22 protein-coding genes are annotated in these 26,446 nt (G+C 65.6%); 14 read left to right on the top strand and 8 right to left on the bottom strand.

Annotation, left to right across the window (positions count from 1 at the left end):
• Positions 1 to 41: 41 nt before the first annotated feature.
• Positions 42 to 725, bottom strand: coding sequence for a FadR/GntR family transcriptional regulator (locus GJ698_RS12505; RefSeq protein WP_154357948.1), 684 nt, complete (start codon positions 723 to 725; stop codon positions 42 to 44).
• Between the two features lie 171 nt (positions 726 to 896).
• Between GJ698_RS12505 and GJ698_RS12500 the strand changes: the two genes are divergently transcribed.
• From GJ698_RS12500 to GJ698_RS12475, 6 genes are all read left to right on the top strand, one after another.
• Positions 897 to 2,108: a mandelate racemase/muconate lactonizing enzyme family protein gene (locus tag GJ698_RS12500; RefSeq protein WP_154357947.1), complete on the top strand. Its 1,212-nt coding sequence runs from the start codon at positions 897 to 899 to the stop codon at positions 2,106 to 2,108.
• 27 nt (positions 2,109 to 2,135) lie between these two features.
• Positions 2,136 to 3,530, top strand: coding sequence for an MFS transporter (locus tag GJ698_RS12495; RefSeq protein WP_154357946.1), 1,395 nt, complete (start codon positions 2,136 to 2,138; stop codon positions 3,528 to 3,530).
• 35 nt (positions 3,531 to 3,565) lie between these two features.
• Entirely contained in the window at positions 3,566 to 4,660 is a 1,095-nt protein-coding gene (locus GJ698_RS12490) for a porin (protein ID WP_154357945.1), read from the top strand.
• A gap of 110 nt (positions 4,661 to 4,770) precedes the next feature.
• The gene (locus tag GJ698_RS12485; protein WP_371865275.1) at positions 4,771 to 5,715 is read left to right on the top strand and encodes a dihydrodipicolinate synthase family protein; all 945 of its coding nucleotides are present in this window, start codon (positions 4,771 to 4,773) and stop codon (positions 5,713 to 5,715) included.
• On the top strand, positions 5,716 to 6,399 hold the full coding sequence (locus GJ698_RS12480) for a GntR family transcriptional regulator (protein ID WP_154357944.1): 684 nt from the start codon (positions 5,716 to 5,718) through the stop codon (positions 6,397 to 6,399). It abuts the gene before it with no gap.
• A 92-nt stretch (positions 6,400 to 6,491) separates the two neighbouring features.
• Entirely contained in the window at positions 6,492 to 8,555 is a 2,064-nt protein-coding gene (locus GJ698_RS12475; RefSeq protein ID WP_371865281.1) for a response regulator, read from the top strand.
• On the opposite strand, the gene GJ698_RS12470 is transcribed toward GJ698_RS12475, so the two are convergent.
• Positions 8,552 to 9,505, bottom strand: coding sequence for a PDR/VanB family oxidoreductase (locus GJ698_RS12470; RefSeq protein ID WP_154357942.1), 954 nt, complete (start codon positions 9,503 to 9,505; stop codon positions 8,552 to 8,554). The two genes, GJ698_RS12475 and GJ698_RS12470, sit on opposite strands and share 4 nt — an antisense overlap.
• A 4-nt stretch (positions 9,506 to 9,509) precedes the next feature.
• Positions 9,510 to 10,433 carry a pyridoxamine 5'-phosphate oxidase family protein gene (locus GJ698_RS12465; protein WP_154357941.1) on the bottom strand — a complete coding sequence of 308 codons (924 nt, stop codon included), beginning with the start codon at positions 10,431 to 10,433 and terminating at the stop codon, positions 9,510 to 9,512.
• A 236-nt stretch (positions 10,434 to 10,669) separates the two neighbouring features.
• Here GJ698_RS12465 and GJ698_RS12460 point away from each other — a divergent pair, with 236 nt between their 5' ends.
• The gene (locus GJ698_RS12460; protein WP_154357940.1) at positions 10,670 to 11,041 is read left to right on the top strand and encodes a DsrE family protein; all 372 of its coding nucleotides are present in this window, start codon (positions 10,670 to 10,672) and stop codon (positions 11,039 to 11,041) included.
• Between the two features lie 74 nt (positions 11,042 to 11,115).
• Positions 11,116 to 12,021 carry an alpha/beta fold hydrolase gene (locus GJ698_RS12455; protein ID WP_154357981.1) on the top strand — a complete coding sequence of 302 codons (906 nt, stop codon included), beginning with the start codon at positions 11,116 to 11,118 and terminating at the stop codon, positions 12,019 to 12,021.
• Here GJ698_RS12455 and GJ698_RS12450 read toward each other — a convergent pair.
• Positions 12,005 to 12,652 carry a TetR/AcrR family transcriptional regulator gene (locus tag GJ698_RS12450; protein ID WP_154357939.1) on the bottom strand — a complete coding sequence of 216 codons (648 nt, stop codon included), beginning with the start codon at positions 12,650 to 12,652 and terminating at the stop codon, positions 12,005 to 12,007. The genes GJ698_RS12455 and GJ698_RS12450 overlap by 17 nt on opposite strands.
• Before the next feature lie 26 nt (positions 12,653 to 12,678).
• Between GJ698_RS12450 and GJ698_RS12445 the strand changes: the two genes are divergently transcribed.
• Together GJ698_RS12445 and GJ698_RS12440 are read left to right on the top strand one after the other, a co-directional pair.
• Complete coding sequence (locus GJ698_RS12445; RefSeq protein WP_154357938.1) at positions 12,679 to 13,491, top strand: hypothetical protein; 813 nt, start codon at positions 12,679 to 12,681, stop codon at positions 13,489 to 13,491.
• 93 nt (positions 13,492 to 13,584) lie between these two features.
• Positions 13,585 to 14,571, top strand: coding sequence for a proline iminopeptidase-family hydrolase (locus GJ698_RS12440; RefSeq protein ID WP_154357980.1), 987 nt, complete (start codon positions 13,585 to 13,587; stop codon positions 14,569 to 14,571).
• A 9-nt stretch (positions 14,572 to 14,580) separates the two neighbouring features.
• Here the strand turns inward: GJ698_RS12440 and GJ698_RS12435 are convergent, their stop codons facing one another.
• Both GJ698_RS12435 and GJ698_RS12430 read right to left on the bottom strand, forming a co-directional pair.
• Positions 14,581 to 14,859 carry a hypothetical protein gene (locus GJ698_RS12435; RefSeq protein ID WP_154357937.1) on the bottom strand — a complete coding sequence of 93 codons (279 nt, stop codon included), beginning with the start codon at positions 14,857 to 14,859 and terminating at the stop codon, positions 14,581 to 14,583.
• Positions 14,860 to 15,003: 144 nt separating this feature from the next.
• The gene (locus tag GJ698_RS12430; RefSeq protein WP_154357936.1) at positions 15,004 to 16,941 is read right to left on the bottom strand and encodes a CocE/NonD family hydrolase; all 1,938 of its coding nucleotides are present in this window, start codon (positions 16,939 to 16,941) and stop codon (positions 15,004 to 15,006) included.
• A gap of 95 nt (positions 16,942 to 17,036) precedes the next feature.
• Here GJ698_RS12430 and GJ698_RS12425 point away from each other — a divergent pair, with 95 nt between their 5' ends.
• The 3 genes from GJ698_RS12425 (at position 17,037) to uvrA (ending at position 23,620) form a co-directional block, all read left to right on the top strand.
• Positions 17,037 to 19,211 (top strand): formylglycine-generating enzyme family protein, encoded by a 2,175-nt coding sequence (locus GJ698_RS12425; protein WP_229259955.1) that lies wholly within the window; start codon positions 17,037 to 17,039, stop codon positions 19,209 to 19,211.
• 93 nt (positions 19,212 to 19,304) lie between these two features.
• Positions 19,305 to 21,044 carry an EAL domain-containing protein gene (locus GJ698_RS12420; RefSeq protein ID WP_154357935.1) on the top strand — a complete coding sequence of 580 codons (1,740 nt, stop codon included), beginning with the start codon at positions 19,305 to 19,307 and terminating at the stop codon, positions 21,042 to 21,044.
• A gap of 74 nt (positions 21,045 to 21,118) precedes the next feature.
• Positions 21,119 to 23,620: an excinuclease ABC subunit UvrA gene (gene uvrA, locus GJ698_RS12415; protein WP_154357934.1), complete on the top strand. Its 2,502-nt coding sequence runs from the start codon at positions 21,119 to 21,121 to the stop codon at positions 23,618 to 23,620.
• On the opposite strand, the gene GJ698_RS12410 is transcribed toward uvrA, so the two are convergent.
• A complete protein-coding gene (locus GJ698_RS12410; RefSeq protein ID WP_154357933.1) occupies positions 23,596 to 24,510 on the bottom strand; it encodes a LysR family transcriptional regulator in 915 nt (304 codons plus the stop codon). The two genes, uvrA and GJ698_RS12410, sit on opposite strands and share 25 nt — an antisense overlap.
• Before the next feature lie 115 nt (positions 24,511 to 24,625).
• Here GJ698_RS12410 and GJ698_RS12405 point away from each other — a divergent pair, with 115 nt between their 5' ends.
• The gene (locus GJ698_RS12405; protein ID WP_371865280.1) at positions 24,626 to 25,648 is read left to right on the top strand and encodes a zinc-dependent alcohol dehydrogenase family protein; all 1,023 of its coding nucleotides are present in this window, start codon (positions 24,626 to 24,628) and stop codon (positions 25,646 to 25,648) included.
• Positions 25,649 to 25,654: 6 nt separating this feature from the next.
• On the opposite strand, the gene GJ698_RS12400 is transcribed toward GJ698_RS12405, so the two are convergent.
• Positions 25,655 to 26,443, bottom strand: coding sequence for a c-type cytochrome (locus GJ698_RS12400; protein ID WP_154357932.1), 789 nt, complete (start codon positions 26,441 to 26,443; stop codon positions 25,655 to 25,657).
• Positions 26,444 to 26,446: the final 3 nt, after the last annotated feature.

Genomic DNA, 26,446 nt, shown 5'->3' with positions numbered 1-26,446 from the left:
AAAAGCCTCCTCTGCGGGAGGCTTTTTGTTTTGCCCGCCTCTTAGCCTTCGAACAGGCGGCGTATGCCGTTCTGCAGATGTGACGCCATCGCTGTTTTGGCCTTGTCCGCGTCGCCCGCCGTAATGGCGGCGTCGATCGCCCGGTGTTCGCGGCGCACGTCGTCCAGCCGGGATGCCAAGGCGCGGCCGGAGAGTTCGCGCACTAGGCGGATGGCAAAGCGCGACTGGGCATTGATCGCGGCTAGCGTCAACGCAAAAAAGCGATTGCCGCTGGCGTTGGCAATTGCGGTGTGGAAGGCGATGTCTTCTTCGATGGCCGACTGGCCGGCGGCCACGGCTTTTTCCCATTGCAGCAGGCAGTGATGTACTGCCGCCACCTCGTCGGCCTGACAGCGGCGCGCGGCCTGGGCGGCGATCTCGCCTTCCAGGCTGCAGCGGAACTCCAGGAAGTTACGCACATCCGGAATGTTATGGAAGGCGCCGAACGGAATCACCGGTTGCGGTTCCGGCTTTTCGCTGACGTAGTTGCCCGAGCCCTTGCGCGAATAGACCCGGCCCTCGGTGCGCAACTGCACCAGCGCCTGGCGCACCACCGGGCGCGAGACGTTGAAGCGTTCCGCCAACGCATTTTCGCTGGGCAGCTTCGCGCCTGCGCTGAATCCCGGCGTGCCGAACAGAGCGCTCAGACCCTCATACACCTTGTCGCCCAAAAAACCTTCTGACATCGTTACGCTTCCCTCTGAAATCACTGGCGTGATCTTCTCATACTGCCTGCCTGATTCAAACCATTACGGAAAAGCTGTATGACAGCATTTAAAATAACTGACATTTTAATTGACAGCTTTTACAGCGTGGATGACCATAGCCTCAGTGAATAACCATCAACACGAGGTCTTATGTCTAGCATCACCGCACTGCGCACCACGCGCATCGCCGCCCGTCCCAACCTGATTTGGGTGGAAATTGAAACCGAGGACGGCCTGACCGGCCTGGGCGAAACTTTCCGCGGCTCCAGCGCGGTGGAGGCCATCCTGCACGACCAGGTCGCGCCCTGGCTGATCGGCCGCGACGCCCGCCAGATCGAGGCGGTGTCGCGCCACCTGAGCACCACCTACCTCGGTTTCAACAGCGCCAGCGCGGAGATCCGCGCCGCCAGCGCGGTCGACATTGCGTTGTGGGACCTGGCCGGCCAGCGCCAGGGCGTGCCGATCCACGTCGCGCTGGGCGGCGCGGTGCGGCCGTCGATCGAGGTCTACAACACTTGCGCCGGCTACGACTTCAACAGCACCGGCAGCGCGCGCCGCGACGCCAGCGGCAAGGAAGCCATGCAAGGCCCCTACGACGACCAGGTGGCCTTCATGCGCGACGCCGGCGAGCTGGCCGTCAGCCTGGTGGAAGAGGGCTATTCGGCGATGAAGATCTGGCCGTTCGACATCTACGCGCCGGCCAGTGCCGGCCAGCGCATCAACCTGCAGGATCTGAAGGCCGGGCTGGAGCCGTTCCGCAAGATCCGCGACGCCGTCGGCGACCGCATCGAAATCATGTGCGAGCTGCACAGCCTGTGGGGCAGCCATGCGGCGATCCGCATCTGCCGCGCGCTGGAGGACTACGGCGTGTTCTGGGCCGAGGACCCGATTTCCAAAATGGACGACAACGCCACGCTGGCCGACCTGCGCCGCCAGACCCGCACGCCGATCTGCGGCAGCGAGACGCTGGGCGGCGTGGTGCCGTTCCGCGACATGCTGGCCGCCGGCGCCGCCGACGTGGTGATGCTGGATCTGGTGTGGTGCGGCGGCCTGACGCAAGGCCGCAAGATCGCCGCGCTGGCCGAAGCCTACGCCAAGCCGCTGGCGCCGCACGACTGCACCGGTCCGGTGGCGCTGTGGGCGGGCCTGCACCTGGCGCTGCACTCGCCGTCGGCGATCTACCAGGAGGTGGTGCGCGCTTCGCTGTCGACCTGGTATCGCGAGCTGGTGACCGCGCTGCCGCAAATCGATCAAGGCAAGGCGCTGGCGCCGACCGCGCCGGGCCTGGGCGCCGCGCTGCATCCGCAGATGCGCACGCGTGACGACGCCACGGTGCGCGTCAGCGGCAAAGCCCGCAGCTAATAATTCACTACAACCGGAGACAATAATATGAATGCCCATCTCGCGTCCCAACTGGACGAGGCCGCGCCGCCGCCGTTCGCCGCCCGCCAGGCCAAGCCCACCCGCGTGCGCTATCTGATTCTGGCCATGCTGTTCCTGGCCACCACCATCAACTTCGCCGACCGCGCCACCATGGCCATCGCCGGCCCGGAGATCAAGAAGCTGTTCAATCTGTCGCCGGTGGAGATGGGCTATATTTTCTCGGCATTCGCCTGGTCGTACATGATCGCGCAGATGCCGGGCGGCTGGCTGCTGGACCGCTTCGGCTCCAAGCTGACCTACTTCTGCAGCATCATGCTGTGGTCGACTTTCACCCTGCTGCAGGGCACGGTGGGCTTTTTCACCGGCGGCCTGGCGGTGGCGGTGCTGTTTGCGCTGCGCCTGCTGGTCGGCGCGGCCGAGGCGCCGTCCTTTCCGGGCAACAGCCGCCTGACCTCGACCTGGTTTCCGACAGCGGAACGGGGCAGGGCGGTGGCGGTGTTCAACGCCGCGCAGTATTTTGCCACCGTCCTGTTTGCCCCGCTGATGGGATGGCTGGTGCACGCGCATGGCTGGGAGAGCGTGTTTTACGTGATGGGCGCGCTGGGCATATTGACCGCGCTGCTGTGGATGCGTACGGTCTATGTGCCGAAAGACCATCCGCTGGTCAACCAGGCGGAAATCGACTACATCCGGCAGGGCGGCGCGATGATCGATCTGGATGACCGCAATCCGGCGACCGTGCGCCGCAAGCTCAATTCCTGGCAGTGCGTCAAGGAGATGCTGGGCAACCGCATGCTGCTGGGGATTTACATCGGCCAGTATTCGATTTCGACCCTGACCTATTTCTTCCTGACCTGGTTCCCCGTGTATCTGGTGCAGGAGCGCCATATGACCATCCTCAAGGCCGGTTTCGTGGCGGCGCTGCCGGCGGTGGCGGGCTTCATCGGCGGCATCCTCGGCGGCGTGCTGTCGGACCGGCTGCTGAAGGCCAACTGCTCGCTGGCGGTGGCGCGCAAGACGCCGATCGTGGCCGGCATGCTGCTGTCGATGAGTGTGGTCGCGTGCAATTATGTGACGGCCGACTGGCTGGTGGTGTGCATCATGTCGCTGGCCTTCTTCGGCAAGGGACTGGGGGCGCTGGGCTGGGCGGTGGTGGCCGACACCTCGCCGAAGGAGGCTGCCGGCCTCAGCGGCGGCCTGTTCAACACCTTCGGCAATATCTCCGGCATCACCACGCCGATCATCATCGGCTACCTGCTGCAGGGCACCGGCTCATTCGCCGCCGCGCTGGTGTTCATCGGCGCCAACGCCGCCCTGGCAATCGTCTGCTACCTGCTGGTGGTCGGCCCGATCAAGCGATTCGAGTTCCGCAACTCGCCATACCAGGCTGCAAACAACTAAGCAAGCAGCCGACAACCACCTTCCTGGAGTGAGACATGAAACGAGCAAGCATCGCCGCCATCGCAGTGGCAGGCGCCCTCACGGGCATAGCACAGGCACAAACCTCCAGCGTCACGCTGTACGGCATCATGGATGCCGGCCTGGTGCGTGAAAGCGGCGGCGCCAGCGGCATGCTGACCAAGCTGACCAGCGGCGTCGCCGCCGCCTCGCGCCTGGGGTTGCGCGGCTATGAAGACCTGGGCGGCGGCAACGCCGCGATCTTCACGCTGGAGTCCGGCCTGAAGATCGATACCGGCGAAAACGACGTGGCCAACACGCTGTTCAACCGCCAGGCGTTCGCCGGCATGAAGACCAATTACGGCACGCTGACCTTCGGCCGCCAGTACACGCCGCTGTTCTGGGCCGTGACGCAGGTGGCCGATCCGTTGCGCACCGGTTACGTCGGCAACGCCAAGACCTTGCTGCCGACCGCCGGCAACGGCACCCGCACCAGCAACACCGTGTACTACATCACGCCGGAAGTCGACGGCTGGGCGCTGGACCTGGCCTATGCCATGGGCGAGCAGGCCGGCGACGCCGGCGCCGGGCGCCAGATGGGCGGTTCGTTGCGCTACACCAGCGGCAAGCTGAACGCGCGCCTGGTCTACAACAACCGCAACAGCGACATCGCGGCGTCGGCGGCCACTGCCGCCGCGCCGGCCGCCAGCCACGACATCGGCACCAACATCCTGCTGGTCACCAACTACGATTTCGGCCCGTTCCGGGGCTTCTTCAGCTATGGCCGCGACAAGGGCTACAACAGTGCGCCGTTCGGCGTGCCCAATGCCTACAGCGGCATCAAGGCGGTCCCGTCGACCGACAGCCGCGATCTGCTGCTGGGCTTCCAGCTGCCGCTGGGCAGCGGCACGCTGATGGGCCTGTACCTGATGAAGGACGACCGCACCCGCTTCAACCAGGATGCGCGCCTGTCCAGCATCGCCTACAGCTATCCGCTTTCCAAGCGCACCGATCTGTACGTCGCCTACGGCCATCTCGACAACCGCAACGGCGCCGGCTACACGGTGGTCAACAGCAGCGAAAGCGGCAGCGGCAACCGCGCCAGCACCCTCGGCGTGCGCATGTTGTTCTGAGCGAATGCGGTCTGCAAGTTCAGATTGTATAAAATATCCAATATGGGCTATCATGTGGGAAGACGGGAGCCAGCTCCCGCAACCACCTTCCCAATTGAAAAGGATCCACCGTGAGCGACAATATTTTCACCGGCACCATTCCCGCCCTGATGACCCCGTGCACGGCCGACCGCCAGCCGGATTTCGATGCGCTGGTCGCCAAGGGGCGCGAGCTGGTGGAGATCGGCATGAGCGCGGTGGTGTATTGCGGCTCCATGGGCGACTGGCCGCTGCTGAGCGAAGCGCAGCGCCAGGAAGGCGTGGCGCGCCTGGTGGCGGCCGGCGTGCCGACCATCGTCGGCACCGGCGCCGTCAATTCGAAGGAGGCGGTGTCGCATGCGGCGCACGCGGCCAAGGTTGGCGCAAGCGGCCTGATGGTGATTCCGCGCCTGCTGTCGCGCGGCGCGTCGCCGGCCGCGCAGAAGGCGCACTTTTCCGCCATCCTGGCCGCGGCGCCGGCGCTGCCGAGCGTGATCTACAACAGCCCGTACTACGGCTTCGCCACCCGCGCCGACCTGTTCTTCGCGCTGCGCGCGCAGCATCCCAACCTGATCGGCTTCAAGGAATTCGGCGGCGCCACCGACCTGCGCTACGCGGCCGAACACATCACCAGCCAGGACGACGAGGTGACGCTGATGGTGGGCGTGGACACCCAGGTGTTCCACGGCTTCGTCAACTGCGGCGCGACCGGCGCCATCACCGGCATCGGCAATGCGCTGCCGCGCGAGGTGCTGCAACTGGTGGACCTGTGCCGCCGCGCGGCCAAGGGCGATGCGGTGGCGCGGCGCCAGGCGCGCGAGCTGGAGTCGGCGCTGGCGGTGCTGTCGTCGTTCGATGAAGGCACCGACTTGGTGCTGTACTACAAATATCTGATGGTACTCAACGGCGATAAGGAATATAGTCTGCACTTCAACGAAACCGACGTGCTCAGCGACGCCCAGCGCCGCTACGCCGCCGATCAGTACGCGCTGTTCCGCACCTGGTACGCCGCGTGGTCGAAAGAACTTGCCGCCTAAATGAATTTGCCCGCCACCTCGCTACGCCTTTCTCCCACCACGGTTGCCGACCAGGCGGCCGACGCGCTGCGGCGCAAGATCATGTCGGGCGAGCTGCCGGAAGGATTCCAGCTGCGCCAGGATGCGCTGGCCAGCGAATTCGGCATCAGCCGGATTCCGGTGCGCGAGGCGCTGGTGCAGCTGGAGGGCGAGGGGCTGGTGCGCATCGTGCCGCACAAGGGCGCGGTGGTGTCGGAGCTGTCGGTCGATGAGATCAGCGAGCTGTTCATGCTGCGCGCCTTGCTGGAACCGGTGCTGCTGAAGAAATCCGCGCCGCGCCTGACGGCGGAAGACTTCGCCCAGCTCGACGCCATCCTGGCCGAGTACAAGCAGGAACTCGACGCCCAGCGCATGACGCGCTGGGGCGAACTCAACACCCGGCTGCACGACGTGCTGATGTCGCGCGCCAGCCAGCCGCGCACGCTGGCCATCGTCGCGACGTTGTTGCAGCAGACCGACCGCTACACGCGCTTGCAACTGTCGCTCAGCGTCGACAGCTGCCGCCGCGCCGAGGAGGAACACGAGGCGCTGGTCCGCCTGTGCAAGGCCGGCGAGGTGCGCGCCGCCGCCGCGCTGCTCAAGCGCCACATCGAGCACGCCTGCGAGGAACTGGAGCAGTTCATCCTGTCGCGCCGCCGCCAATAGGACTGCCGCCCACCACGTTATAATGCCTGGCGATCAACTCCCCGAAAGTCAGGCTTAAGGTGTTCTTGAAAACGACAGGCGCAGCCCAGGATGTGGCTTCCCTCAGCCGTGCCGAGCTCGAAGAGCAACTGGCGCTGAGCAGCGTGCGCCGTCACGCCCTGTTCGAGGCGATCGACGACGGTTTCTGCATCATCCAGTTCATCGACGGCCCGCACGGCCCGCTCAGCGATTACGTCCACATCGAGGCCAACTCCGGCTACGAACGCCACACCGGCATCGGCGACATCATCGGCAAGCGCCTGCGCGAGATCGAACCGGACCACGCCCAGACCTGGCTCGACCTGTACGGCAAGGTGCTGCTGACAGGCGAGCCGGCGCGTTTCGAGCAGGAGTTTGTCGCCGTCGGCCGCTACATCGAGGTGTCCGCCACGCGCGCCGGCCCGGTGGAGATGGGCCAGGTTTCCGTGCTGTTCCGCGACGTTTCCGAGCGCAAGAAAACCGACGCCGCGCTGCGCGAGAATGTGCAGCGCGTGCAGCTGGCGCTGGCTGCCGGCGCCATCATCGGCACCTGGTTCTGGGACGTGCCGGCCGACCAGTTCAGCGTCGACGAAGGCTTCGCCACCGCCTTCGGCCTTGACCCGGCCAGGGGCCGCGCCGGGCTGCCGCTGGCGGAGATCGTCGCCACCGTCCATCCCGACGACCGCGAAGGTCTGGCGGCCGCCATCGCCGAAGTGTTCACCCGCGGCGGCGCCTACGCCCACCAGTACCGCACCCGTCGCCAGGACGGCAATTACTACTGGCTCGAAGCCAACGGCCGCGTCGAACTGGCGGCCGACGGCACGCCCGCCGCCTTTCCCGGCGTGCTGATCGACATGGAGGGGCGGCGCGCGGTGGAGGCCGAGCGTGACCGCGCCATCGCCGCGCTGCGCTCCCTCAACGACACGCTGGAGCAGCGCGTCGAGGAACGCACGGCCGCGCTGCTCAAGGCCGAGGATGCCCTGCGCCAGGCGCAGAAGATGGATGCCGTCGGTCAGCTGACCGGCGGCCTGGCCCACGATTTCAACAACATCCTGGCCGGCATCAGCGGCAGCCTGGAACTGATGAAGATCCGGCTGGGGCAAGGCCGCATCGCCGATCTGGATCGACACGTCCACGGCGCGCAGTCGGCCGTCAAGCGCGCCGCCGCCTTGACCCAGCGCCTGCTGGCGTTCTCGCGCCGGCAGACGCTGGATCCCAAGCCATCCAACCTGACCCGCATCGTCGCCAGCATGCACGACCTGGTGTGCCGCAGCGTGGGGCCGGCGATTGCGGTCGACACGCGCGCGCCGGCCGAGTTGTGGAATACCTTTGTCGATATCGGCCAGATCGAAAACGCGTTGCTCAACCTGTGCATCAACGCGCGCGACGCCATGCCGGACGGCGGCAAGCTGACCATCGAGATGGCCAACCAGACCCTCGACGCCGAAGCCGCAGCCGTGCGCGGCGTGGCGGCCGGCGACTATGTGTCGCTGGCGATCCGCGACACCGGCGTCGGCATGACGGCGGACGTGCTGGCGCGCGCCTTCGACCCGTTCTTCACCACCAAGCCGGCAGGCAAGGGCACCGGCCTGGGACTGTCGATGGTGTATGGCTTCGCCGGCCAGTCGGGCGGCGCGGTGTATATCGATTCGGCGGAAGGCGAGGGCACGACAGTGTGCCTGCTGCTGCCGCGCTATGTCGGCGCGAGCCACGAGGAAAGCGTGACGGAGGAGCGCCGCGCAACCGCCGCGCTCTGGCGCAAGAAAATCCTGGTGGTCGACGACGAACCGCTGGTGCGCACCGTGACAGTCGAAGTGCTGGAGGATCTGGGCTATGACCTGATAGCAGCGGAAGACGGCCCGGCCGCGCTAAGGCTGCTGGCCGCGCACCCGGATATCGACCTGCTGATCACCGATGTCGGCCTACCGAACGGCATGAACGGCCGGCAGCTGGCCGACGCCGTCCGTGCGCGCCTGCCGGAGGTGCCGGTGCTGTTCGTCACCGGCTACGCCGAGCACGCGGTGCTCAACCACGGCCACCTGGAGCGCGGCATGCAAGTCCTGACCAAGCCGTTTGCCGCGGATGCGCTGGCGCTGCGGGTCAAGGAACTGGCCGGTGCGGAGCGGCGCGCGGACTAGATTTCCAGCACCAGCCGTCCCGGCGCGGCGGCCCAGGATACGCAGGTGCACATGCCGGTGGCGCGCATGGCTGGCGTCAGGCAGACGTCGCGGTGCAGCGGCTGGCCTTCCAGCACCGGCGTGTAGCAGTTGCCGCATTCCCCGCGCTTGCAGTCGTAGGAGACGAAGACGTCGGCGGCGATCAGCGCGTCCAGGATAGTCGTGCCGGGCGGGACGTCGATGGTCATCTGCGATAGCGACAGTTCGACTTGTAGCGGGGCATCTTCGCCGTCGGCGCGGGCGCCGAAGCTTTCGACGTGCAGCGCGCCGGCCGGCCAGCCGAGTTGCGCGGCGGTGGCCGCCAGTGCTTGCAGCAGCGCGACCGGGCCGCAGGCGTAGCAGCTGTCGCCGGCGTTGTAGGGGCCGAGCAGGGCGGCGAGATCGGCGCGGCCGGTTTCCTGCGACACGTGCGGTGTGACGGCGGCACGCGCAATGGCGTGTAGTTCGTCCAGCAGCACCAGCCTGTCGCGGCTGTGCGCCAGGTAGTGCAGGGCGAAAGGCGCGCCGGCGGCACTTAGCGCGTGCGCCATCGATACCATCGGCGTGATGCCGATGCCGCCGGCAATCAGCAGCACGCGTGCGGCCGATGGGGGCGTCGCGTGCAGCGGGAAGCTGTTGAATGGCCCGCTCAATTCCACCGCGCTGCCCGGCCCGAATTCATCGTGCAGGCAGCGCGAGCCGCCGTGGCCTTGCGCCTCGCGCTGCACGGCGATGCGGTAGGTATCCGCCGGCGCGGCGTCGCCGACCAGCGAATAGTGCTTCTCGAACTGCCGTCCGTCGGCTGCGGCGAAGCGCAGCAGCACGTGCGCGCCGGGCTGCCAGGCCGGCAGCGGCACGCCGTCTTCGCGCCGCAGGTGAAACTCCTTGACGGCGGCGCCGTGGTCGATGATGCGGGCGATCTTGAAACGCATGGCCTCAGCTCGCAACGGCGGGATTGAACGGCGATGCGTCCAGATATTCCCACTCCAGCGGTTGCGGCGTGTTGCGCAGTATCCAGCGGTCAATCTTGAACTCCCAGTAGCGCCGCGTGCCGCCGGTTTCGTTATGCGGATCGTCCTGGTTCCACAGCACCCTGGCGGCGCCGGTCAGCTGCAACAATTGACCGCGTTCGAAATCCGGAATGCACAAGCCGCCGCGCGGATCGACGTTGAAGTTGCCGAGCGTGTTGAACAGGCTGTTGCCGTCGTAGTCCGGGAAGCGCAGCGTGCTGTCGTCCATCAACTTGATGAAGCCGGCGTTGCCGCCGCGATGCGAGGCGTCCGCGCCGCTGTCGACGTGGCGGCTGGCGACAAACACCGTGTCGGCCTGGCGGACGATGGCTTCGGCCTCCCCATGCAACACGGTGCCGTGCGTGGCCGGCGCCGGCAGCGCAGGCTCGCCGCTGCGGCGCAGATGGCGGCGCTGGATGTATTTGGGGCAGTTCGGATACGCTTCATAGATGGCGATTTCGGCGCCGTGCTGATCGAGCCGCAGCACGCTGCCGTTGACGCGGTAGCGCCGGCGCGAACCCAGTTCGATGAACAGCATGCCGAGATCGGCGCCGGGCGTCATGTTGGCCCACAGCGGATCGGCATGGTCGCGCTCCGCTTCCGCCACGTCGATCAGGATCGAGCGGCCGCTTTCCGTGTGCAGAAAGCCCGGCTTGCCGAACACTACCGATGACCACACCTTGCCGTCGGCGTCCGCGCTGGCCAGTACCCCCATGAACTGCTTGGCGATGAATGGTCGGGCGCCGGCAATCACCGTATCCGACAGCACCGCGATATTGCGGTCGGCGATCGCGGTTTCGCCGGCGCGCTCCTGCGCCTCCCGTTCGCCGGGATGGAAACTGTCGCTCATTGCTGTCTCTCCCAGATTAATGATGGGGATATTTTGCGAAATAATCCGCCAAACCAGAATACGCACCGGACGCAAGTCACTATTTCGCAGGGAGTAACAAACGCACTATCTCTCGCAGCGAAACAATGAATTGAGGACAGCGTTGTTTTTCTCATATGCCGTCGTTCCTACAATGCCTGAACCCGCCACACGATGTGGCGGCCAACTAAAACTGTAGAGAGAACGAAAGGAATACCATGAAAGCCGCGATCATCATTTTGTCCGATCCCAAGGCCGGGGAAGAAGCGCTGGGGCGCATGTTCAACGGCCTGGCCGCCGCCTACGATTTTAAACACAAGGGCACCGAGGTCGGCATCTATTTCCAGGGCACCGGCACCCGCTGGCCCGGCGTGCTGGCGTCGGACAGCCATCCGATCCACGCGCTGTACAAGGCGGTGGAAGACACGGTGGTCGGCATTTCCTGCGGCTGCGCCGACGTGTTCGGCGCGCGCGAGGAAGTCGAGAAAGCCGGCTTCGACCTGATCACCGACAACAGCGTGCCCGGCACCTCCGGCCTGCCAAGCATCGCCCAGATTTCGGCCGATGGCTACACCGTTTTCCTGTTCTGAAGGAGCTCGCCGTGCATACCCTCCGCACGCTCGCACTGAGCCTGGCGCTGCTCGCCTCCGCCGCACCGGCCGTCATGGCCAAGGACGCGGCCAATGTCGCCAGCACCGCCGCCGTTGAATACCATACCGTGAAGGTCGATGGCATCAACGTGTTCTACCGTGAGGCCGGCCCGAAGGACGCACCGGTCTTGCTGCTGCTGCACGGCTTCCCGACCTCGTCGCAGATGTTCCGCAACCTGATACCACAGCTGGCCGACCGCTACCACCTGATCGCGCCCGACTATCCCGGCTACGGCCAGAGCGACATGCCGCCGATGGACAAGTTCACCTACAGCTTCGACAACCTGGCCAAGGTGGTGGATGGCCTGACGCAGCAGCTGGGGCTGACGCGCTATGCGCTCTACGTGCAGGACTACGGCGCGCCGATCGGCTACCGCATCGCCACCGCCCATCCCGAGTGCGTGACGGCCATCGTGGTCCAGAACGGCAATGCATATGATGAAGGCATCGCCGGCGAGTTCTGGGATTCGGCCAAGGTCTACTGGAAGGACAAGACCGTCGCCAACGGCGCCAAGCTGCGTCCGCTGTTCGAGCTGGATGCGACCAAGTGGCAGTACTCGGAAGGCATCCGCGACATGAAGCACATCAGCCCGGATGCGTGGACCGTCGATCAGGCGTATATGGACCGTCCCGGCAACAAGGACATTCAGCTGGAAATGTTCTACAGCTACGGCACCAATCCCGGCCATTATCCCGAGTGGCAGGCCTACTTCCGCAAGTACCAGCCGCCGATGCTGATCGTCTGGGGCAAGAACGACAAGATCTTCCCGCCGCCGGGCGCCCATCCGTACCTGCGCGATTTGCCGAAGGCCGAGCTGCACTTCCTCGACACCGGCCACTTCGCGCTGGAAGAGGATAGCGCGGCCATCGTCGGCTACATGCGGCCGTTCCTGGCCAAGCACCTCAAGGCGGCGAAGTAGGCTTGAGTTCCGCCGCCAGCGCGGCAAACAGGATGTCCATGCCCGAGTGATAGATCTGGTCGATCTCGGTCACGCGCAGGAAGGGCATGGCGGCTGTGATGTGGGGGAATTCATCGGGACGATTGAAGTCCTCCAGGATGATCGGCGTCGCGTCCGGCTGTTGGGCGCGGCTGCCGACTTCGGCGATGCCGGCGCCCACCGTGAAGTTGGCCATGGTGCGGTAATAGCGCGCACTTTGTTCCGCGCTCATGCCGGCTTCGTGAAATAATCCCAGCAGTTCTTCATAAAAACGCAGCGCGGTCGGCGTGCGGAAGCGGCGCGACACCATGCTGAGAAACGCGTGCGGATGCAGGATCGCGATCTTGCGCAGGCCGTCGAAGGTGCGGCGCGCGCGCGCCAGCGGTGTGCCGTCCGGCGTCAGCGTGGCGCTGACTTCGTCGAGCACGATGTCGAGAATGCCGTCCAGCAGCTCGGCCTTGTTGCGGAAGTGGTGGTAGAGCGCCATGGCTTCCACGCCCAGCTCGGTGCCCAGCTTGCGCATGCTCAGCTGGTCGATGCCCTGTTCGTCGATCATCGCCAGCGCGGTCTGGGCGATGCGGTTGCGGTCCAGCGGTTCGTTTTTGTTTTTCACGCTTTCCTTATCAGCCTTTAATCACGATGCTTTCACATTATCGCACTGGAAGCGAATCCATAGAAATCGCCGCCCGGCGCAGCTTTTTCGCGGCCGCGCCGGCGTCGTTCGGCTGCGGCGTGTTCGACATGTCCGGCACCAGCGCCGCGCTGCTGCGCGTGGCCGCCATGCCGTCGCCCATCATGAACCGGGTGGTCGGCCTGCCGGGCGATACGGCGCTGGATGACGCCACGCTGGCACGGATCACAGAGCTGTTCCGTGAACGCGACATTCCGCAATTCTGGGTTCATGTGTGGGATGGTCCCGGCAACGGCGCGCTGCGCGACAGCCTGCTGGCGCGCGGTTTCCAGCCGCAAGGCAGCTGGGCCAAGTTTGTTTGCGAGCTGGACGGCTTCACGCCGCCGGCGCCGGCTTCCGGACTCGCGGTGCGCCGGGCCGGCAAGCATGAATTCGGTCTGGCCGGCCAGATCCTGTGCGACAGCTTCGGCATGCCGCCGGTGCTGGTGCCGTGGATGGCCGGCCTGAACGAGGCGGCCGGCTGGCAGGTGTATTTCGCCTGCGATGCCCAGGGCGTGCCGGTCGCCACCGGCGCATTGCTGGTCGACGGTCCCAACGCCTGGCTGGGCATGGGCGCCACCTTGCCGGCCGCGCGCCGCCAGGGCAGCCAGCAGATGCTGATGGCGGTGCGGCTGGCCGCGGCCAGGGCGGCTGGTTGCGGCATCGCCGCCGTCGAGGCGGACGCGCAGGTTCGGCATTCCATCAACAACATCCAGCGCGCCGGATTCCGCCCGGTAGGCACGCGGTCGAACTATCTGTGTCCGGTTGACTTTACAGTGTAAGGCTGAGCGTGTATTCTACCTGACTTTACAGTGTAAGGCTGTTCAATTTAAGGGAGGAATGTAGTGGATCGTCGAAACTTTCTTGCCACCAGCATGGTGACCGCGACTCTGGCCGGCGGCAGCGCCGTCGCCAAAACCACCGCCGTGGCGTCGTCCGACGGCGTGACGGTAAGCAAGCCTGACGGGCTGAATCCGCCGGGCATCCGTACGGCCGGCGTGAAAATGGTGCCGGTGGTGGGCGGCAAGTACAAGGTGTGGACCAAGAAGATCGGCAGCGGCCCGATCAAGGTTTTGCTGCTGCACGGCGGCCCTGGCTTCACGCACGAATACCTGGAGGCGATGGAGTCGTTCCTGCCGCAGGCCGGCATCGAGATGTATTACTACGACCAGCTGGGTTGCGGCAATTCCGATCAGCCGGACGATCCGTCGTTGTGGACGCTGCCGCGCTACCTGGAAGAAGTGGAAGAAGTGCGCAAGGGTCTGGGCCTGGAGAAGTTCGTGCTGTACGGCCACTCGTGGGGCGGCATGCTGGGCATCGAGTATGCGCTGCACCACCAGCAGCACCTGCGTGGCCTGGTGATTTCCAATATGACGGCCGGCATCCAGTCGCTGCTCAAGCATCTGGACGGCATCAAGCGGCAGCTGCCGCCGGCCACGCAGGCCAAGCTGCAGGCGCTGGAAGCCAAGGAAGCCTACGACTCGCCCGAGTATGAACAGATCATGATGGAAGAGCTGTATCCGAAAGTGATCTGCCGCACGGCGCCATGGCCGGACGCGGTGGACCGTACCTTCCGTCACGCCAACCTGAAGATCTATAACCAGATGCAGGGCAAGAGCGAATTCCTGGTCACTGGCAATATGAAGGATTGGGAGCGCTGGGACCGCCTGCACGAGATCAAGGTGCGCTCGCTGACCATCGGCTCGACCTACGACGAGATGGACCCGGAAGACATGCGCAAGATGGCGCGCCTGATGCCGAACGCGCGTTCCGTGATCTGCGAGCAGGGCAGCCACCTGTGCATGTGGGATGCGCAGGCGTTCTACTTCGAACACCTGCTCAAGTTCCTCAAGAGCGTGTAATCGCTCGAATCACTCGAACTGGATGTGGGTGATGTAGTACGGCTTGTAGCTGGCCGCAGCTCCTTGCACCCACAGGCCGTCGATGGTTTTATTGTCGGCGGCCGGTTCCTTCAGCGGCACTACCACCACGGCCCAGTTTTTGGCTTTCGGCTGGATCACATAATTCGATTCGATGGCCTTGCCGTCGGCCAGTATCTTGACCGACAGGCTTTGCCCTGGACCTTGAGCGGCTTGATGGCGCCAACCGGCGCCGACACGTCGACCTTGGCCCAGCTCCAGTTCTGCCAATCGTTTTTGAGTTCATCGTCGTAGACGACAAAGCGCGAATTTTTATGTACCGCCAGGCCATTCTGCGAGCAGGGCTGCGGCGGTGCAATTGCGAAATTCGCCAACCGGATCAACGAAATTCGCCAGCGCCGCCGCAGCGGAGATTTATGGTTTTGCCGGCAGTACCTGCACCTCAATTCCCGAATACATCGCCGGCGCGTGGTAGACGCGCTGGGTGGCCTTCTGGAAGTCTTCCGGCTTGGCCTTCGGGATGTCGACGAAGGTCTGCGGATTCAGGTCCACCAGCGGGAACCACGAGCTCTGGATCTGCACCATGATGCGGTGGCCACGACGGAAGGTGTGGTTGATGTCGCTCATGCTGTAGCTGACCGTCTCCACCTTGCCGGGCGTGAACGGCTGCGGATTGTCGAAGCCGTTGCGGAACTTGCCGCGCAGCGGATCGCCGCGCACCAGTTGCTGGAAGCCGGCCATGGTCACCTGCGGCTTGGCGACGTCGCCGCCGCCGCGCGGACGTTCGTCGTCGCCGCCGGCCGGGTATTCCGGCGGGTAGACGTCGATCAGCTTGACCACCCAGTCGGCGTCGGTGCCGGTGGTGGAGACGAACAGCTTGGGCTTGACGGGACCGGCGAAGGTCACGTCCTCGTCCAGCGGTTCGCTGCGGTAGGTCAGCACGTCCGGACGGGTGGAGGCGAAGCGCTGGTCGCCGACCATGTATTCCTTCGGCGCGCCGTTGGCCGGGTAGGCGGTGAACGGCACCGGCTTGCGCGGATCGGCCACGTATTCGTCGAAGGCGGCGCCGGCGGCCGGCTGCTTCCAGCTCAGCGTGCCGTTCTCGCCCAGGTACAGCGTGCGCGCCTGCGCCTGTTTCGGCGGCCACACGGCGTAGTTGCGCCAGACGTTGCTGCCGGTTTCAAACGCGTAGACTTCGGCGCTGTTCTTGTTCTTCGCATCCTTCAGGTGCTGTTCGAAGAACGGGAACTGGATCTGGCTGCGGAAGTATTCGCCGGTCTTGCTGTCGAAGTTGACGTAGCCCAGGCGCTTGCCTTCGCCGCGCGCCCAGCCGCCGTGTACCCACGGACCAATCACCAGGCCACTGTAGGTGCCGGGATTGTTTTTCTTGATGCTGGCGTAAGTGGTCAGCGGACCTTGCAGGTCTTCCGCGTCGTACCAGCCGCCCACCGTCAGCACGGCGGCCTTGATGTTCTTGAGGTTGGCCGCGATGTTGCGGGTTTTCCAGAACTCGTCGTAGGTGCTGTGCTCGATGGTTGGACGCAGCAGCGCCTGCTGTTTCGGCGTCATCGTGCCGAGGATGTTCGACATCGTCAGGTGCTTGAGGAAGAACTCGTAGCCGTCGGCGGTGCCGTAGTCAAAGCGGTCCCAGGTCTTCGGCAGCGGCGTCGGATTTTCCGCTTCCACGAAGGCCGAGTAAAAGTCGAAGTTCGCCGCCAGCATGAAGGCGCCGCCATGATAGGAGTCGTCGTTCATGAACAGATCGGTCACCGGCGCCTGCGGCGAGGCGGCCTTGATCGCCGGATGCGAATCGATGATGCTGGCCGAGGTGTAGAAGCCCGGATACGAAATGCCCAGGATGCCGACCTTGCCGTTGTTGTTGGCGACGTTCTTCAGCAGCCAGTCCACGGTGTCGTGCATGTCCTCGCTCTCGTTGCCCTGGCCCTTGGCGCGCTGGGCGTTGACGTGCGGCGTCATTTCCTGCCACTTGCCTTCGGACATATAGCGGCCGCGCACGTCCTGCTTGACGAAGATGTAGCCGCTGTCCTCAAACTCCTGCGACGGGCCGATGTGCTCGGGGTAGAAATCCACGCCGTAATGCAACTCGCCGCCCGACTGCACGCCCGCGCTGTACGGCGTGCGCTGCATCAGGAAGGGATAGCTCTTGCTGCTGTCCTTGGGCACATACACCACGGTGAACAGCTTGACGCCGTCGCGCATGGGAATGTTGAATTCGTATTTGGTGTAGTGCTCGCGCAGGCTGTATTTCGGCGCATCGGCGGCGAGGACTTGTTGCTGGCATACGCCACCGATCAGCAGCGACAGGGCGAGGGCGGTCAGACGGGCTTTCATGAAATCCTTATGGATGAGATGGCAAACCTGCCTAGTGTAATCCGGCCGGATGGGTTAAATTGAAAAAATTTACGAGTTCCAGGGAAGACCGCCGCATGAAGTTGCAATCTATGAAATTGTGGGCGCTGTTGCTGACGGCTTGCGCGCTGCCGGCGCAGGCGCAGGACACGCGCTACGTGCCGCACGGCTCCTGGACCCAGCTGGCGATTCCGGCGCCGGCGTGCCTGACCATGAGCCAGCCTTGGGAAGGCGTGTGGAATCCCTGCACCGAGGCCGACCACGACGACTGGCTGCAAGACCTGCGCCATTGGCGCGACGAGCGCCGCATCCGCGTCGGCTACGATGGTCAGCGCTACGCGCAGCCGTCGGTGGCATGGACCCAGTCCAGCTTCATGCAGGCGCAGATGATGGTCGAGGACCGCTACTTCTACGATCCGGCCACGCGCCAGTACACGGTGGACCGCTATCTGGACGACCTGGTCAAGCGCTTCGGCGGCATCGACGCGGTGCTGGTGTGGCCGACCTATCCGAATATCGGCCTGGACGACCGCAACACCGTCGACATGGTGCGCTCGCTGCCGGGCGGCATTCCGGCCGTGAAGAAAATGGTCGCCGATTTCCACCGGCGTGGCGTCAAGGTGATGTTCCCGATGATGTTGTGGGACCAGGGCACGCGCGCCATCGGCCGTTCCTGGCCCGACGAACTGGCCGCGCTGATGGCCGACATCGGCGCGGACGGCGTCAACGGCGACACCCAGGACGGCGTGCCGCTGGCCTTCACCCAGGCCGCCGACAAGATCAAGCATCCGCTGGTGTTCCAGCCCGAAGGCCTGCCGTCCGACGAGGCGCTGGCCTGGAACCTGATGACCTGGGGCCAGTACACTTTCCCGTTCGCGCCGACGGTGGACCGCTACAAGTGGCTGGAACCGCGCCACATGGTCAACATCTCGGACCGCTGGAACCGCAGCAAGACCGACGACTTGCAATTCGCTTTCTTCAACGGCGTCGGCTGGGAAAGCTGGGAAAACATCTGGGGCATCTGGAACGGCATCACGCCGCGTGACGGCGAGGCCACCCGCCGCGTGGCGACGCTGGAGCGCATGTATGCGCGCTTCCTGGTCAGCCCGGAATGGCAGCCGCATTATCCGATGCGCCAGTACGGCGTGTTCGCTAGCCGCTGGCCGCTGGCGGAGGGCACGCTGTGGACCATCGTCAACCGCAACGAGTACGACAGCAACGGCGTGCAGCTGCGGGTGCCGTACCGCGCCGGCGCGCGCTACTTCGACGCCTATCACGGCGTTGAACTGCAAGCCACGCGCGACAAAGAGGGTGTGCTGCTGTCGTTCCCGATCGAAGCGCGCGGCTTCGGCGCCGTGCTGATGACCGTCGCCGCGCCGCCGCAGGCAAACCTGGACACCATGCGCAACATGACCGCCCGCCCGCTGCGCGACTTCGCGGCGGAATCGACGCCGCTGCCGCAGACTCAAACGCCGGTAGCGGCCACCATGCCAGCCAGCGCGGCGCCGGCCGGCATGGTGGAAATTCCCGCCGGCCCGTTCGACTTCACCGTGCGCGGCCTGGCCATCGAAGGCGGCAATAGCATCGGCGTCGATGTCGCCTATCCGTGGGAAGACGGCGCGCGCCGCTTCCACCAGCGCAGCATGCAGATGCAGCGCTTCTTCATCGACCGCTACCCGGTTAGCAACGCGCAGTTCAAGGCATTCATCGACGCCAGCGGCTACCGGCCGGCCGATGACGCCAACTTCCTCAAGCACTGGAAGAACGGCAGTTATCCCGCCGGCTGGGGCAACAAGCCGGTCACCTGGGTCAGCCTGGAGGACGCGCGCGCTTATGCCGCCTGGGCCGGCAAGCGCCTGCCGCATGAATGGGAGTGGCAATACGCCGCCAGCGGCGGCGACGGCCGCACCTACCCATGGGGTAACGACTGGCGCGCCGACGCCGTGCCGAAGCCGGCCAGCGGCCGCCTGGTGGTGACGCCGGACGACGTGGACGCCCATCCGCAGGGCGCCAGCCCGTTCGGCGTGCAGGATCTGGTCGGCAACGTGTGGCAATGGACCGACGAATACAGCGACGAACACACCCGTTTCGCCATCCTGCGCGGCGGCAGTTCCTACCGTCCGCAAGGCTCGATCTGGTACTTCCCGCAGGCGCAGCGCAACGACCAGCACGGCAAGCTGCTGCTGATGGCGCCGGGCCGCGACCGCGCCGCCACGCTGGGCTTCCGCTGTGTGACCGATGCCGCCGAATAAGGTACGCGCTGTTTGACATGCGTAAAAGCATCACATTTGCCTAACCTTTATACTGTGGCCCACTTGACTACAAAAGCCTTGCCAGAATATCAAATGAGTACCTTCGATCCCTTGACCGGTGTTGCGGACCGCCCAGGATTCCGCGAAGGCCTGCGCGGCGCGCTACAGCGCTCGCAGCGCGCCGGCGCCCAGGTGGCGCTGGTGCTGATCAATCTGGATGCTTTCCAGGCAATCAACGACTTGCACGGCCAGGACTGCGGCGATGCGCTGCTGCGCGAAATCGCCCACCGGCTGCAGCATCTGGCGCGCGCCAGCGAGCTGGTGGCGCGGCTGGGCGCGGATGAATTCGGCATCGTGTGCGAGCAGGTGGCAGCGCCGACCGACCTGGCGGCGCTGGCCGAGCGCATCATGGGCGCCGTGCGGACGCCGGTGGGAGTCGGCGAGGTTACGATTACAGTGACCGCCAGCATCGGCATCGCGGCCACCAGCGATGCGGTCGCCGGCGATTCCAGCGACGAGCTGCTGCGCTTCGCCAAAACCGCGATGCAGGCGGCGCGCCAGACCGGCGGCGACGGCTGGCAATTCTTCAATCCGCAGATGCACGAACGCGCCTTGCATCGCATGGACCTGGCGCACGGCTTGCAGCTGGCGCTGGAACGCGAGGAGCTGGCGCCGCGCTTCCAGCCTATCGTGGAGGCCGGCAGCGGCCGCATTGTCGGCGCCGAGCTGCTGCTGCGCTGGTTTCCGCAGCAGGGCGAGATTTCGCCGGTTGAATTCATCCCCATCGCCGAGGCCAGCGGCTCGGTGATCGCCATCGGCGCCTGGGTGTTCCGCCAGGCCTGCCTGGCCGAGCGCGACTGGCACCGGCGCTGGGGCGAGACCGCGCCGTATGTGTCGGTCAACGTCTCGGTTCGCCAGCTGGACGATCCGGCGCTGGCCGAGGTGTTCGCGGACATCCTGCGCGACACCGGCGCCGATCCGGACCGCCTGCTGCTGGAAATCACCGAGAGCATGCTGATGGTCGACATCGACGCCAAGCTTCGCGTGCTGGACCGGCTGGCCGGCATGGGCCTGCGCATGGCGATGGACGATTTCGGCACCGGCTATTCGTCGCTGGCGCAGCTGGCGCGGCTGCCGGTGGACGTGCTGAAGATCGACCGTTCCTTCATCCAGGACATCGCCGAAAGCGGCGAGAGCCGCGCGGTGGTGGAGGCCGTGGTCGGCCTCGGCCGCGCGCTGGGCCTGAAGCTGGTGGCGGAAGGCGTTGAAACCGCTGCTCAGCAGCTGGAACTGTGCGGCTACGGCTGCGACCTGATCCAGGGCTATTATTTTTACCGCCCGATGCCGGCCGACCAGATGGTCGAGGCGGTGGAGCGGCAAACCGCGCTGGTGGAGCCGTCCAAGGCTACCGGCCTGTATTTCCTGCTGTACGTCAGCGAGGCGGTGGCGCCGCTGTCGCCGCAACAGCTGGACCAGCTGCTGCACCGCACTCGCGTCAACAACGCGAAGGCCGGCATCACCGGCTGCCTGCTGCACGAAAACGGCCGCTTCATGCAGATGCTGGAAGGCGAACGCAACGCGGTGCTGGAAACTTTCGAGCGCATTCGCAGCAACCACATGCACACCGGCGTACGCGTGGTGATGAAGGCGCCGGCCCGGCGTCGCATCTTCACCCACTGGAGCATGCTGCTGCCCGACGACACGGCCGCCCGCCGCGATGGCCCGGACTTCCAGGGCTGGCAGGCGCAGCCGATGGAATTCGATGTGCTGGCGGAAGACGCACGCGTCTGCTACGCCTTCATCACCGCCTGCGTGCCGGACGTGAAGCACTAGGCGGGGCAGCGTACATACCTGAGCACGCCGATCGGGCATGCTGCTACCATTGCCCTTTTTATGGATCGCTTCCCATGGCTGCTGACTTCGACGGCTACGTCCGCGTGCGCGGCGCGCGCGAACACAATCTGAAAAACGTGGATGTTGACATCCCGCGCAATGCGCTAGTGGTGTTCACCGGCGTGTCCGGCTCGGGCAAGTCGTCGCTGGCGTTCGGCACGCTGTATGCGGAGGCGCAGCGGCGTTACCTGGAATCGGTGTCGCCGTATGCGCGGCGGTTGTTTCACCAGATGCCGGTGCCGGAGGTCGATGCGGTGGATGGCCTGCCGCCGGCGGTGGCCTTGCAGCAGCAGCGCGGCACGCCGACCACCCGCTCGTCGGTCGGCAGCGTCAGCACCTTGTCGAATTCGCTGCGGATGCTGTATTCACGGGCCGGCGATTATCCGGCCGGGCAGGAGCTGTTGTATGCGGAATCGTTTTCACCCAACACGCCGCAGGGCGCCTGTCCGCAATGCCATGGCCTGGGCCGCGTCTACGAAGCCACCGAACGCTCGATGGTGCCGGACGACAGCCTGACCATCCGCGAACGCGCTGTCGCCGCCTGGCCGACCGCCTGGCACGGCCAGAACCTGCGCGATATCCTGGTCACGTTGGGCTACGATGTCGATACGCCGTGGCGCGACTTGCCGAAGAAAACCCGCGACTGGATCCTGTTCACCGACGAGCAGCCGACGGTGCCGGTCTACGCCGGCCTGACGCCGGCCGAAACCAAGCGCGCGCTCAAGCGCAAGGAGACGCCGAGCTATCACGGCACCTTCACCGGCGCCCGCAAGTACGTGCTGCAAACCTTCGCCGGCACCGAGAGCGCGCTGATGAAAAAGCGGGTGGCGCAATATCTGGTCAGCATGGCGTGTCCGCTGTGCGAGGGCAAGCGGCTGCGCAAGGAGGCGCTGTCCATCACTTTTGCCGGCCACGATATTACGGAGATCAGCCGGCTGTCGCTGCGCCAGTTGGCGCAGTTGCTGCAGCCGTATGCGATCCTCAAGGCGAGCAAGCGTCATCCCGAGAAAGCCGTGGTCACCCAGCGCATCGCCGCCGATCTGCTGGCGCGGCTGGAGGTGATGCTGGATCTGGGACTGGGCTATCTGAACCTGGAGCGCGGCACGCCGACCTTGTCGCCGGGGGAGTTGCAGCGTTTGCGGCTGGCGACGCAGGTGCGCTCCAGTCTGTTCGGCGTGGTGTATGTGCTGGACGAACCGTCGGCAGGCCTGCATCCGGCCGATACCGAAGCCTTGCTGCGCGCGCTGGACCGGCTGAAGGCGGCCGGCAATTCGCTGTTCGTGGTCGAGCATGCGCTGGACGTGATACGGCATGCCGACTGGATTGTCGATGTCGGCCCCAAGGCGGGCCAGCATGGCGGGCAGGTGCTGTACAGCGGCAAGCCGGCAGGCCTCAAGGCGGTGAAGGAGTCGCGCACCGCGCACTATCTGTTTGGCGAGGCGCAGGCGGCGGCCCGCGCGCCGCGCGCGCCGTCGGCTTGGCTCAAGCTGCGCGGCGTGGTGCGCAATAATCTGCAAGGGCTGGACGCCGATATTCCGCTGGGCGTGCTGGCCGGCGTCAGCGGCGTGTCCGGCTCGGGCAAGTCCAGCCTGGTCAGCCAGGCCTTGATTCAGCTGGTGCAGGCACAACTGGGCCAGCCGGTCGCCGCCGAGCCGGCCGAATCCACCGAGGATTTGCTGGATTCCGCCGACGCCGGCGAACTGCAAGGCCAGATCGTGGCCGGCATGGAATCGCTGCGGCGGCTGGTGCAGGTGGACCAGAAGCCGATCGGCCGCACGCCGCGTTCCAACCTGGCGACCTACACCGGTTTGTTCGACCACGTGCGCAAACTGTTTGCCGCGACCAGGGCGGCGCGCGCCAAGCATTTCGATGCGGGGCGCTTTTCGTTCAACGTCGCCAAGGGGCGCTGTCCGCACTGTTCCGGCGAAGGCTTTGTCATGGTCGAGTTGCTGTTCCTGCCGAGCGTGTACACGCCGTGCCCGGAATGTGAAGGCGCGCGCTACAACCCGCAAACGCTGGCGGTGCGCTACCGCGATCACAACATCGCCGAAGTGCTGGCCATGACGGTGGACGCGGCCTGGGAGTTTTTCGAAGATGTGCCGCCGTTGCGCCACGCGCTCGATGTGTTGCGTGCCGTCGGCCTCGGCTATCTGCGGCTGGGGCAGCCGGCCACCGAACTGTCCGGCGGCGAGGCGCAGCGCATCAAGCTGGCGACCGAATTGCAGCGCGCCAGCCGCGGCGACACCCTGTACGTGCTGGACGAACCGACCACCGGCCTGCATCCGTCCGACATCGACCTGCTGCTGCAACAGCTGCACGGCCTGGTCGACGCCGGCAACAGCGTGGTGGTGGTCGAGCATAACGTGCAGGTGCTGGCAGATTGCGACTGGCTGCTCGATGTCGGTCCCGGCGCCGGCGAGGAGGGCGGCCAGATCGTCGCCAGCGGCACGCCATCGGCCGTGGCGAAGAACAAGGCCAGCCGCACCGCGCCTTATTTGCGCCGGGCCTTGGGTTGAACGGCCTCGGGAAACAGATGCGTGTGCAGGAAATCGATAAACACGCGGAACTTGGGCGCCAGGTGTTTGCCTGAAGGCCACATGATGTGGAATGGTCCCGGCGTTTCGGCACACTGCGGCAGGATGCGGATCAGCCGCCCTTCGCGCAGGTGCGCGGCGATGGCGAAATCAGGCAGGTAGGCGATACCCACGCCGGCGAGCGCAAAGTGGATGCGGGCTTCCAGGTTGTTGCACACCACCGACGGGCGCAACTGGAAGTCCGGCGCGATTTCCCCGGCACGTAGCGGCCACATCTGCATCTTGCCGGTGTTCGGGTAACGGAACTGGATGCAGTCGTGCTGCGCCAGATCGGCGCTGGTCTGTGGCACGCCACGCCGCTCGAAATAGTCCGGTGCACCCACCAGCAGCATGTGGTAAGCGCCCAGGTAACGGGCGGTCAGGCGCGAGTCCGGCGCCTCGCCGCTGCGGATGACGGCGTCGAATCCTTCCTCGATGACGTCAACCTGGCGGTCATTGAAATCCAGATCCAGATCGACTTCGGGATAAGCCAGCTTGAACTTTGCCAGCGCCGACAGAAACGGTTCGGCGATCAGCGGCAGGCTGACCCGCAGGCGCCCGCGCGGGCTTTGGTGCGCTTGCGACAGTTCGTTCTGCGCCGCTTCGATTTCCGCCAGGATGCGCCGGCTGCGTTCAAGGAAGAGCGCGCCTTCGGAGGTCAAGGTAATGCTGCGCGTGCTGCGGTGGAACAGGCGCGCGCCCAGTTCCGCTTCCAGCGCGCCGATCCGCTTGCCGATGGCGGAGGCCGACACGCCGAGCAGGCGGCCGGCGGCAACCAGGCTGCGGGTTTCCGCCACCTGCACAAAGACGTTGATCGCGCTGATGCTTTCCATTTGTTTATCCCATTGCGGAGAATTGGCTCCGTAAATAATGGAACTATAACCCACTTACTCCGGATTGCGCGGAGCCATACGATGGCGCTTCCTATCAAGAATCGCATAAGGACGCATCGTGAACACATATCAACGTTGGGAAATTCCTGCGCTGGGCCTCGATCAGCTGGTGCTGCGCGGGCAGCCGCTGCTGACGCCGCAGTCTGGCGAAATCCTGGTCCAAACCGAGGCCGTCTCGCTCAACTATCGCGACGCCGAGATCGCCGATCGCGGCATGGGCTACGCGCTGACGTTCCCTCACGTGCCAGGTTCGGATCTGGCCGGCAAGGTGGTGGCGGTAGGCTCCGGCGTCAGCCGCTTTGCGGTGGGCGACCGGGTATTGTCCGCCTTCATGCCCGGCTGGGTCGACGGCACGCCCTTGTCCTGGGCCCAGGCGCCGAGCCGTGGTGCGCCGCTGCCCGGCATGCTGACGCAGTACGTGGCGGGGGATGCGGAAGGCTTTGTCCACGCGCCGGCCTCGTTGAGCGCGGCGGAAGCCAGCACGCTGCCGGTGGCGGCGCTGACCGCCTGGATGGCGCTGGTCGAGCAGGGCCAGCTGCATGCCGGGCAGACGGTGGTGGTGCAGGGCACCGGCGGCGTGTCGTTGTTCGCGATCCAGCTGGCGGTGGCGCATGGCGCGCGCGTGATCGTCATCAGCGGCGACGATGACAAGCTGGCGCGTGTCGCCGCCCTGGGTGCGCGCGATGGTATCAACCGTCATCGCACACCGGCATGGCACGAGCAGGTGCTGGCGCTGACCGGCGGGCGCGGCGCCGAGCACATTCTGGAAATGGCCGGAGGCGACAACGTCGCGCGTTCGCTCAAGGCCGTGGCGCAGGGCGGCCGCATTTCCTTCATCGGCTTGCTGGAGGCGGACAGTTTTACCCTGCCGGTCATGCCGCTGCTCGGCAGCCGCGCCGTCATCGCCGGCATTGCCGTCGGCCCGCGCCGGGCATTGGAGGATCTGGTACGTGCCGTGGACCTGCTGGGCTTGCGCCCGGTGATCGACGCCGTCTATCCGTTTTCCGAGGCGCCGGCCGCCTTCAGCCATGTGCAGCGCGGCGCGTTCGGCAAGGTGGTGATTGAGGCCGGCAAGTAGGCGCTGTCAGCGTTCCGCGTAATACCGGGCCAGTTCGGTGATTTCAGCGTCGGTCAGCTGGCGCGCCATGTTGCGCATCTGCTGATTGAGGTCGTTGTGCCGGCTGCCGTCGCGGAAGGCGTGCAGCTGGTTGCGGATATACAGCTCCGGCTCGCCTTCCAGCACCGGCGCCGCGCTTTGCTGCGCCAGCCCGCCGTGACAGCTGGCGCAGGCGCCGATATTGCGCATCGGCGCGCCGTTGGTCACCAGTTGCGGCGCGATGCGCGGATTATCCTGCGGCGCCCGTTCATGCGGCAGATAGGCATAGTAGGCCGCCAGATCGCGCATGTCCTGGTCGTTCAGGTTGACCGTCATCGGCTGCATGATGGCGCTCAGCCGGTGGCCCGACTGGTAATCGCGCAGCTGCTTGTAAATGGCGGCCTCGATCTGTCCCGCCAGGTTCGGCGAGTTGGCCTCGCTGACGCCGCGTATGCCGTGGCACATGGTGCAGCGCATGGCCAGCGTGGCGCCACGACCGATCGATTCGGCGTTCGCCGGCCGCATCATGCTGGCGCTGACGATCACATCGCTGGGCCGCGCGGCGGCATCTTCGCTCAATGAGCGCGAGCGGCTGGCGCCCGGCACGCCGGCGGCGCTGCAGATCGCATCCCACAGCGAGCCGGCCGCCGCGCCGTTGTTGGCGATCGGCACCCACAGGAAGCCGACCGCCGCCGCCAGCACGGCCATCAGCAGCACGGCGCCGACGCTGTAGCGCGTCCAGCGGTTTTTCAGGGAAAGGACGGAAGGTTCTTGCATGGC

This window comes from Duganella aquatilis, assembly GCF_009674565.1.
Classification (GTDB): Bacteria; Pseudomonadota; Gammaproteobacteria; order Burkholderiales; family Burkholderiaceae_D; genus Rugamonas; species Rugamonas aquatilis.
The sequence above is the reverse complement of the archived record's forward strand: the minus strand, read 5'-3'. Positions and strand labels throughout refer to the sequence as shown.

What these genes read in the sequence shown, in the direction of transcription:
- GJ698_RS12505 (WP_154357948.1), bottom strand. Translation starts at nt 725, where the DNA reads ATGTCAGAAGGTTTTTTGGGCGACAAGGTGTATGAGGGTCTGAGCGCT.
- GJ698_RS12500 (WP_154357947.1), top strand. Translation starts at nt 897, where the DNA reads ATGTCTAGCATCACCGCACTGCGCACCACGCGCATCGCCGCCCGTCCC.
- GJ698_RS12495 (WP_154357946.1), top strand. Translation starts at nt 2,136, where the DNA reads ATGAATGCCCATCTCGCGTCCCAACTGGACGAGGCCGCGCCGCCGCCG.
- GJ698_RS12490 (WP_154357945.1), top strand. Translation starts at nt 3,566, where the DNA reads ATGAAACGAGCAAGCATCGCCGCCATCGCAGTGGCAGGCGCCCTCACG.
- GJ698_RS12480 (WP_154357944.1), top strand. Translation starts at nt 5,716, where the DNA reads ATGAATTTGCCCGCCACCTCGCTACGCCTTTCTCCCACCACGGTTGCC.
- GJ698_RS12470 (WP_154357942.1), bottom strand. Translation starts at nt 9,505, where the DNA reads ATGCGTTTCAAGATCGCCCGCATCATCGACCACGGCGCCGCCGTCAAG.
- GJ698_RS12465 (WP_154357941.1), bottom strand. Translation starts at nt 10,433, where the DNA reads ATGAGCGACAGTTTCCATCCCGGCGAACGGGAGGCGCAGGAGCGCGCC.
- GJ698_RS12460 (WP_154357940.1), top strand. Translation starts at nt 10,670, where the DNA reads ATGAAAGCCGCGATCATCATTTTGTCCGATCCCAAGGCCGGGGAAGAA.
- GJ698_RS12455 (WP_154357981.1), top strand. Translation starts at nt 11,116, where the DNA reads ATGGCCAAGGACGCGGCCAATGTCGCCAGCACCGCCGCCGTTGAATAC.
- GJ698_RS12445 (WP_154357938.1), top strand. Translation starts at nt 12,679, where the DNA reads ATGCTTTCACATTATCGCACTGGAAGCGAATCCATAGAAATCGCCGCC.
- GJ698_RS12440 (WP_154357980.1), top strand. Translation starts at nt 13,585, where the DNA reads ATGGTGACCGCGACTCTGGCCGGCGGCAGCGCCGTCGCCAAAACCACC.
- GJ698_RS12430 (WP_154357936.1), bottom strand. Translation starts at nt 16,941, where the DNA reads ATGAAAGCCCGTCTGACCGCCCTCGCCCTGTCGCTGCTGATCGGTGGC.
- GJ698_RS12425 (WP_229259955.1), top strand. Translation starts at nt 17,037, where the DNA reads ATGAAGTTGCAATCTATGAAATTGTGGGCGCTGTTGCTGACGGCTTGC.
- GJ698_RS12420 (WP_154357935.1), top strand. Translation starts at nt 19,305, where the DNA reads ATGAGTACCTTCGATCCCTTGACCGGTGTTGCGGACCGCCCAGGATTC.
- uvrA (WP_154357934.1), top strand. Translation starts at nt 21,119, where the DNA reads ATGGCTGCTGACTTCGACGGCTACGTCCGCGTGCGCGGCGCGCGCGAA.
- GJ698_RS12410 (WP_154357933.1), bottom strand. Translation starts at nt 24,510, where the DNA reads ATGGAAAGCATCAGCGCGATCAACGTCTTTGTGCAGGTGGCGGAAACC.
- GJ698_RS12400 (WP_154357932.1), bottom strand. Translation starts at nt 26,443, where the DNA reads ATGCAAGAACCTTCCGTCCTTTCCCTGAAAAACCGCTGGACGCGCTAC.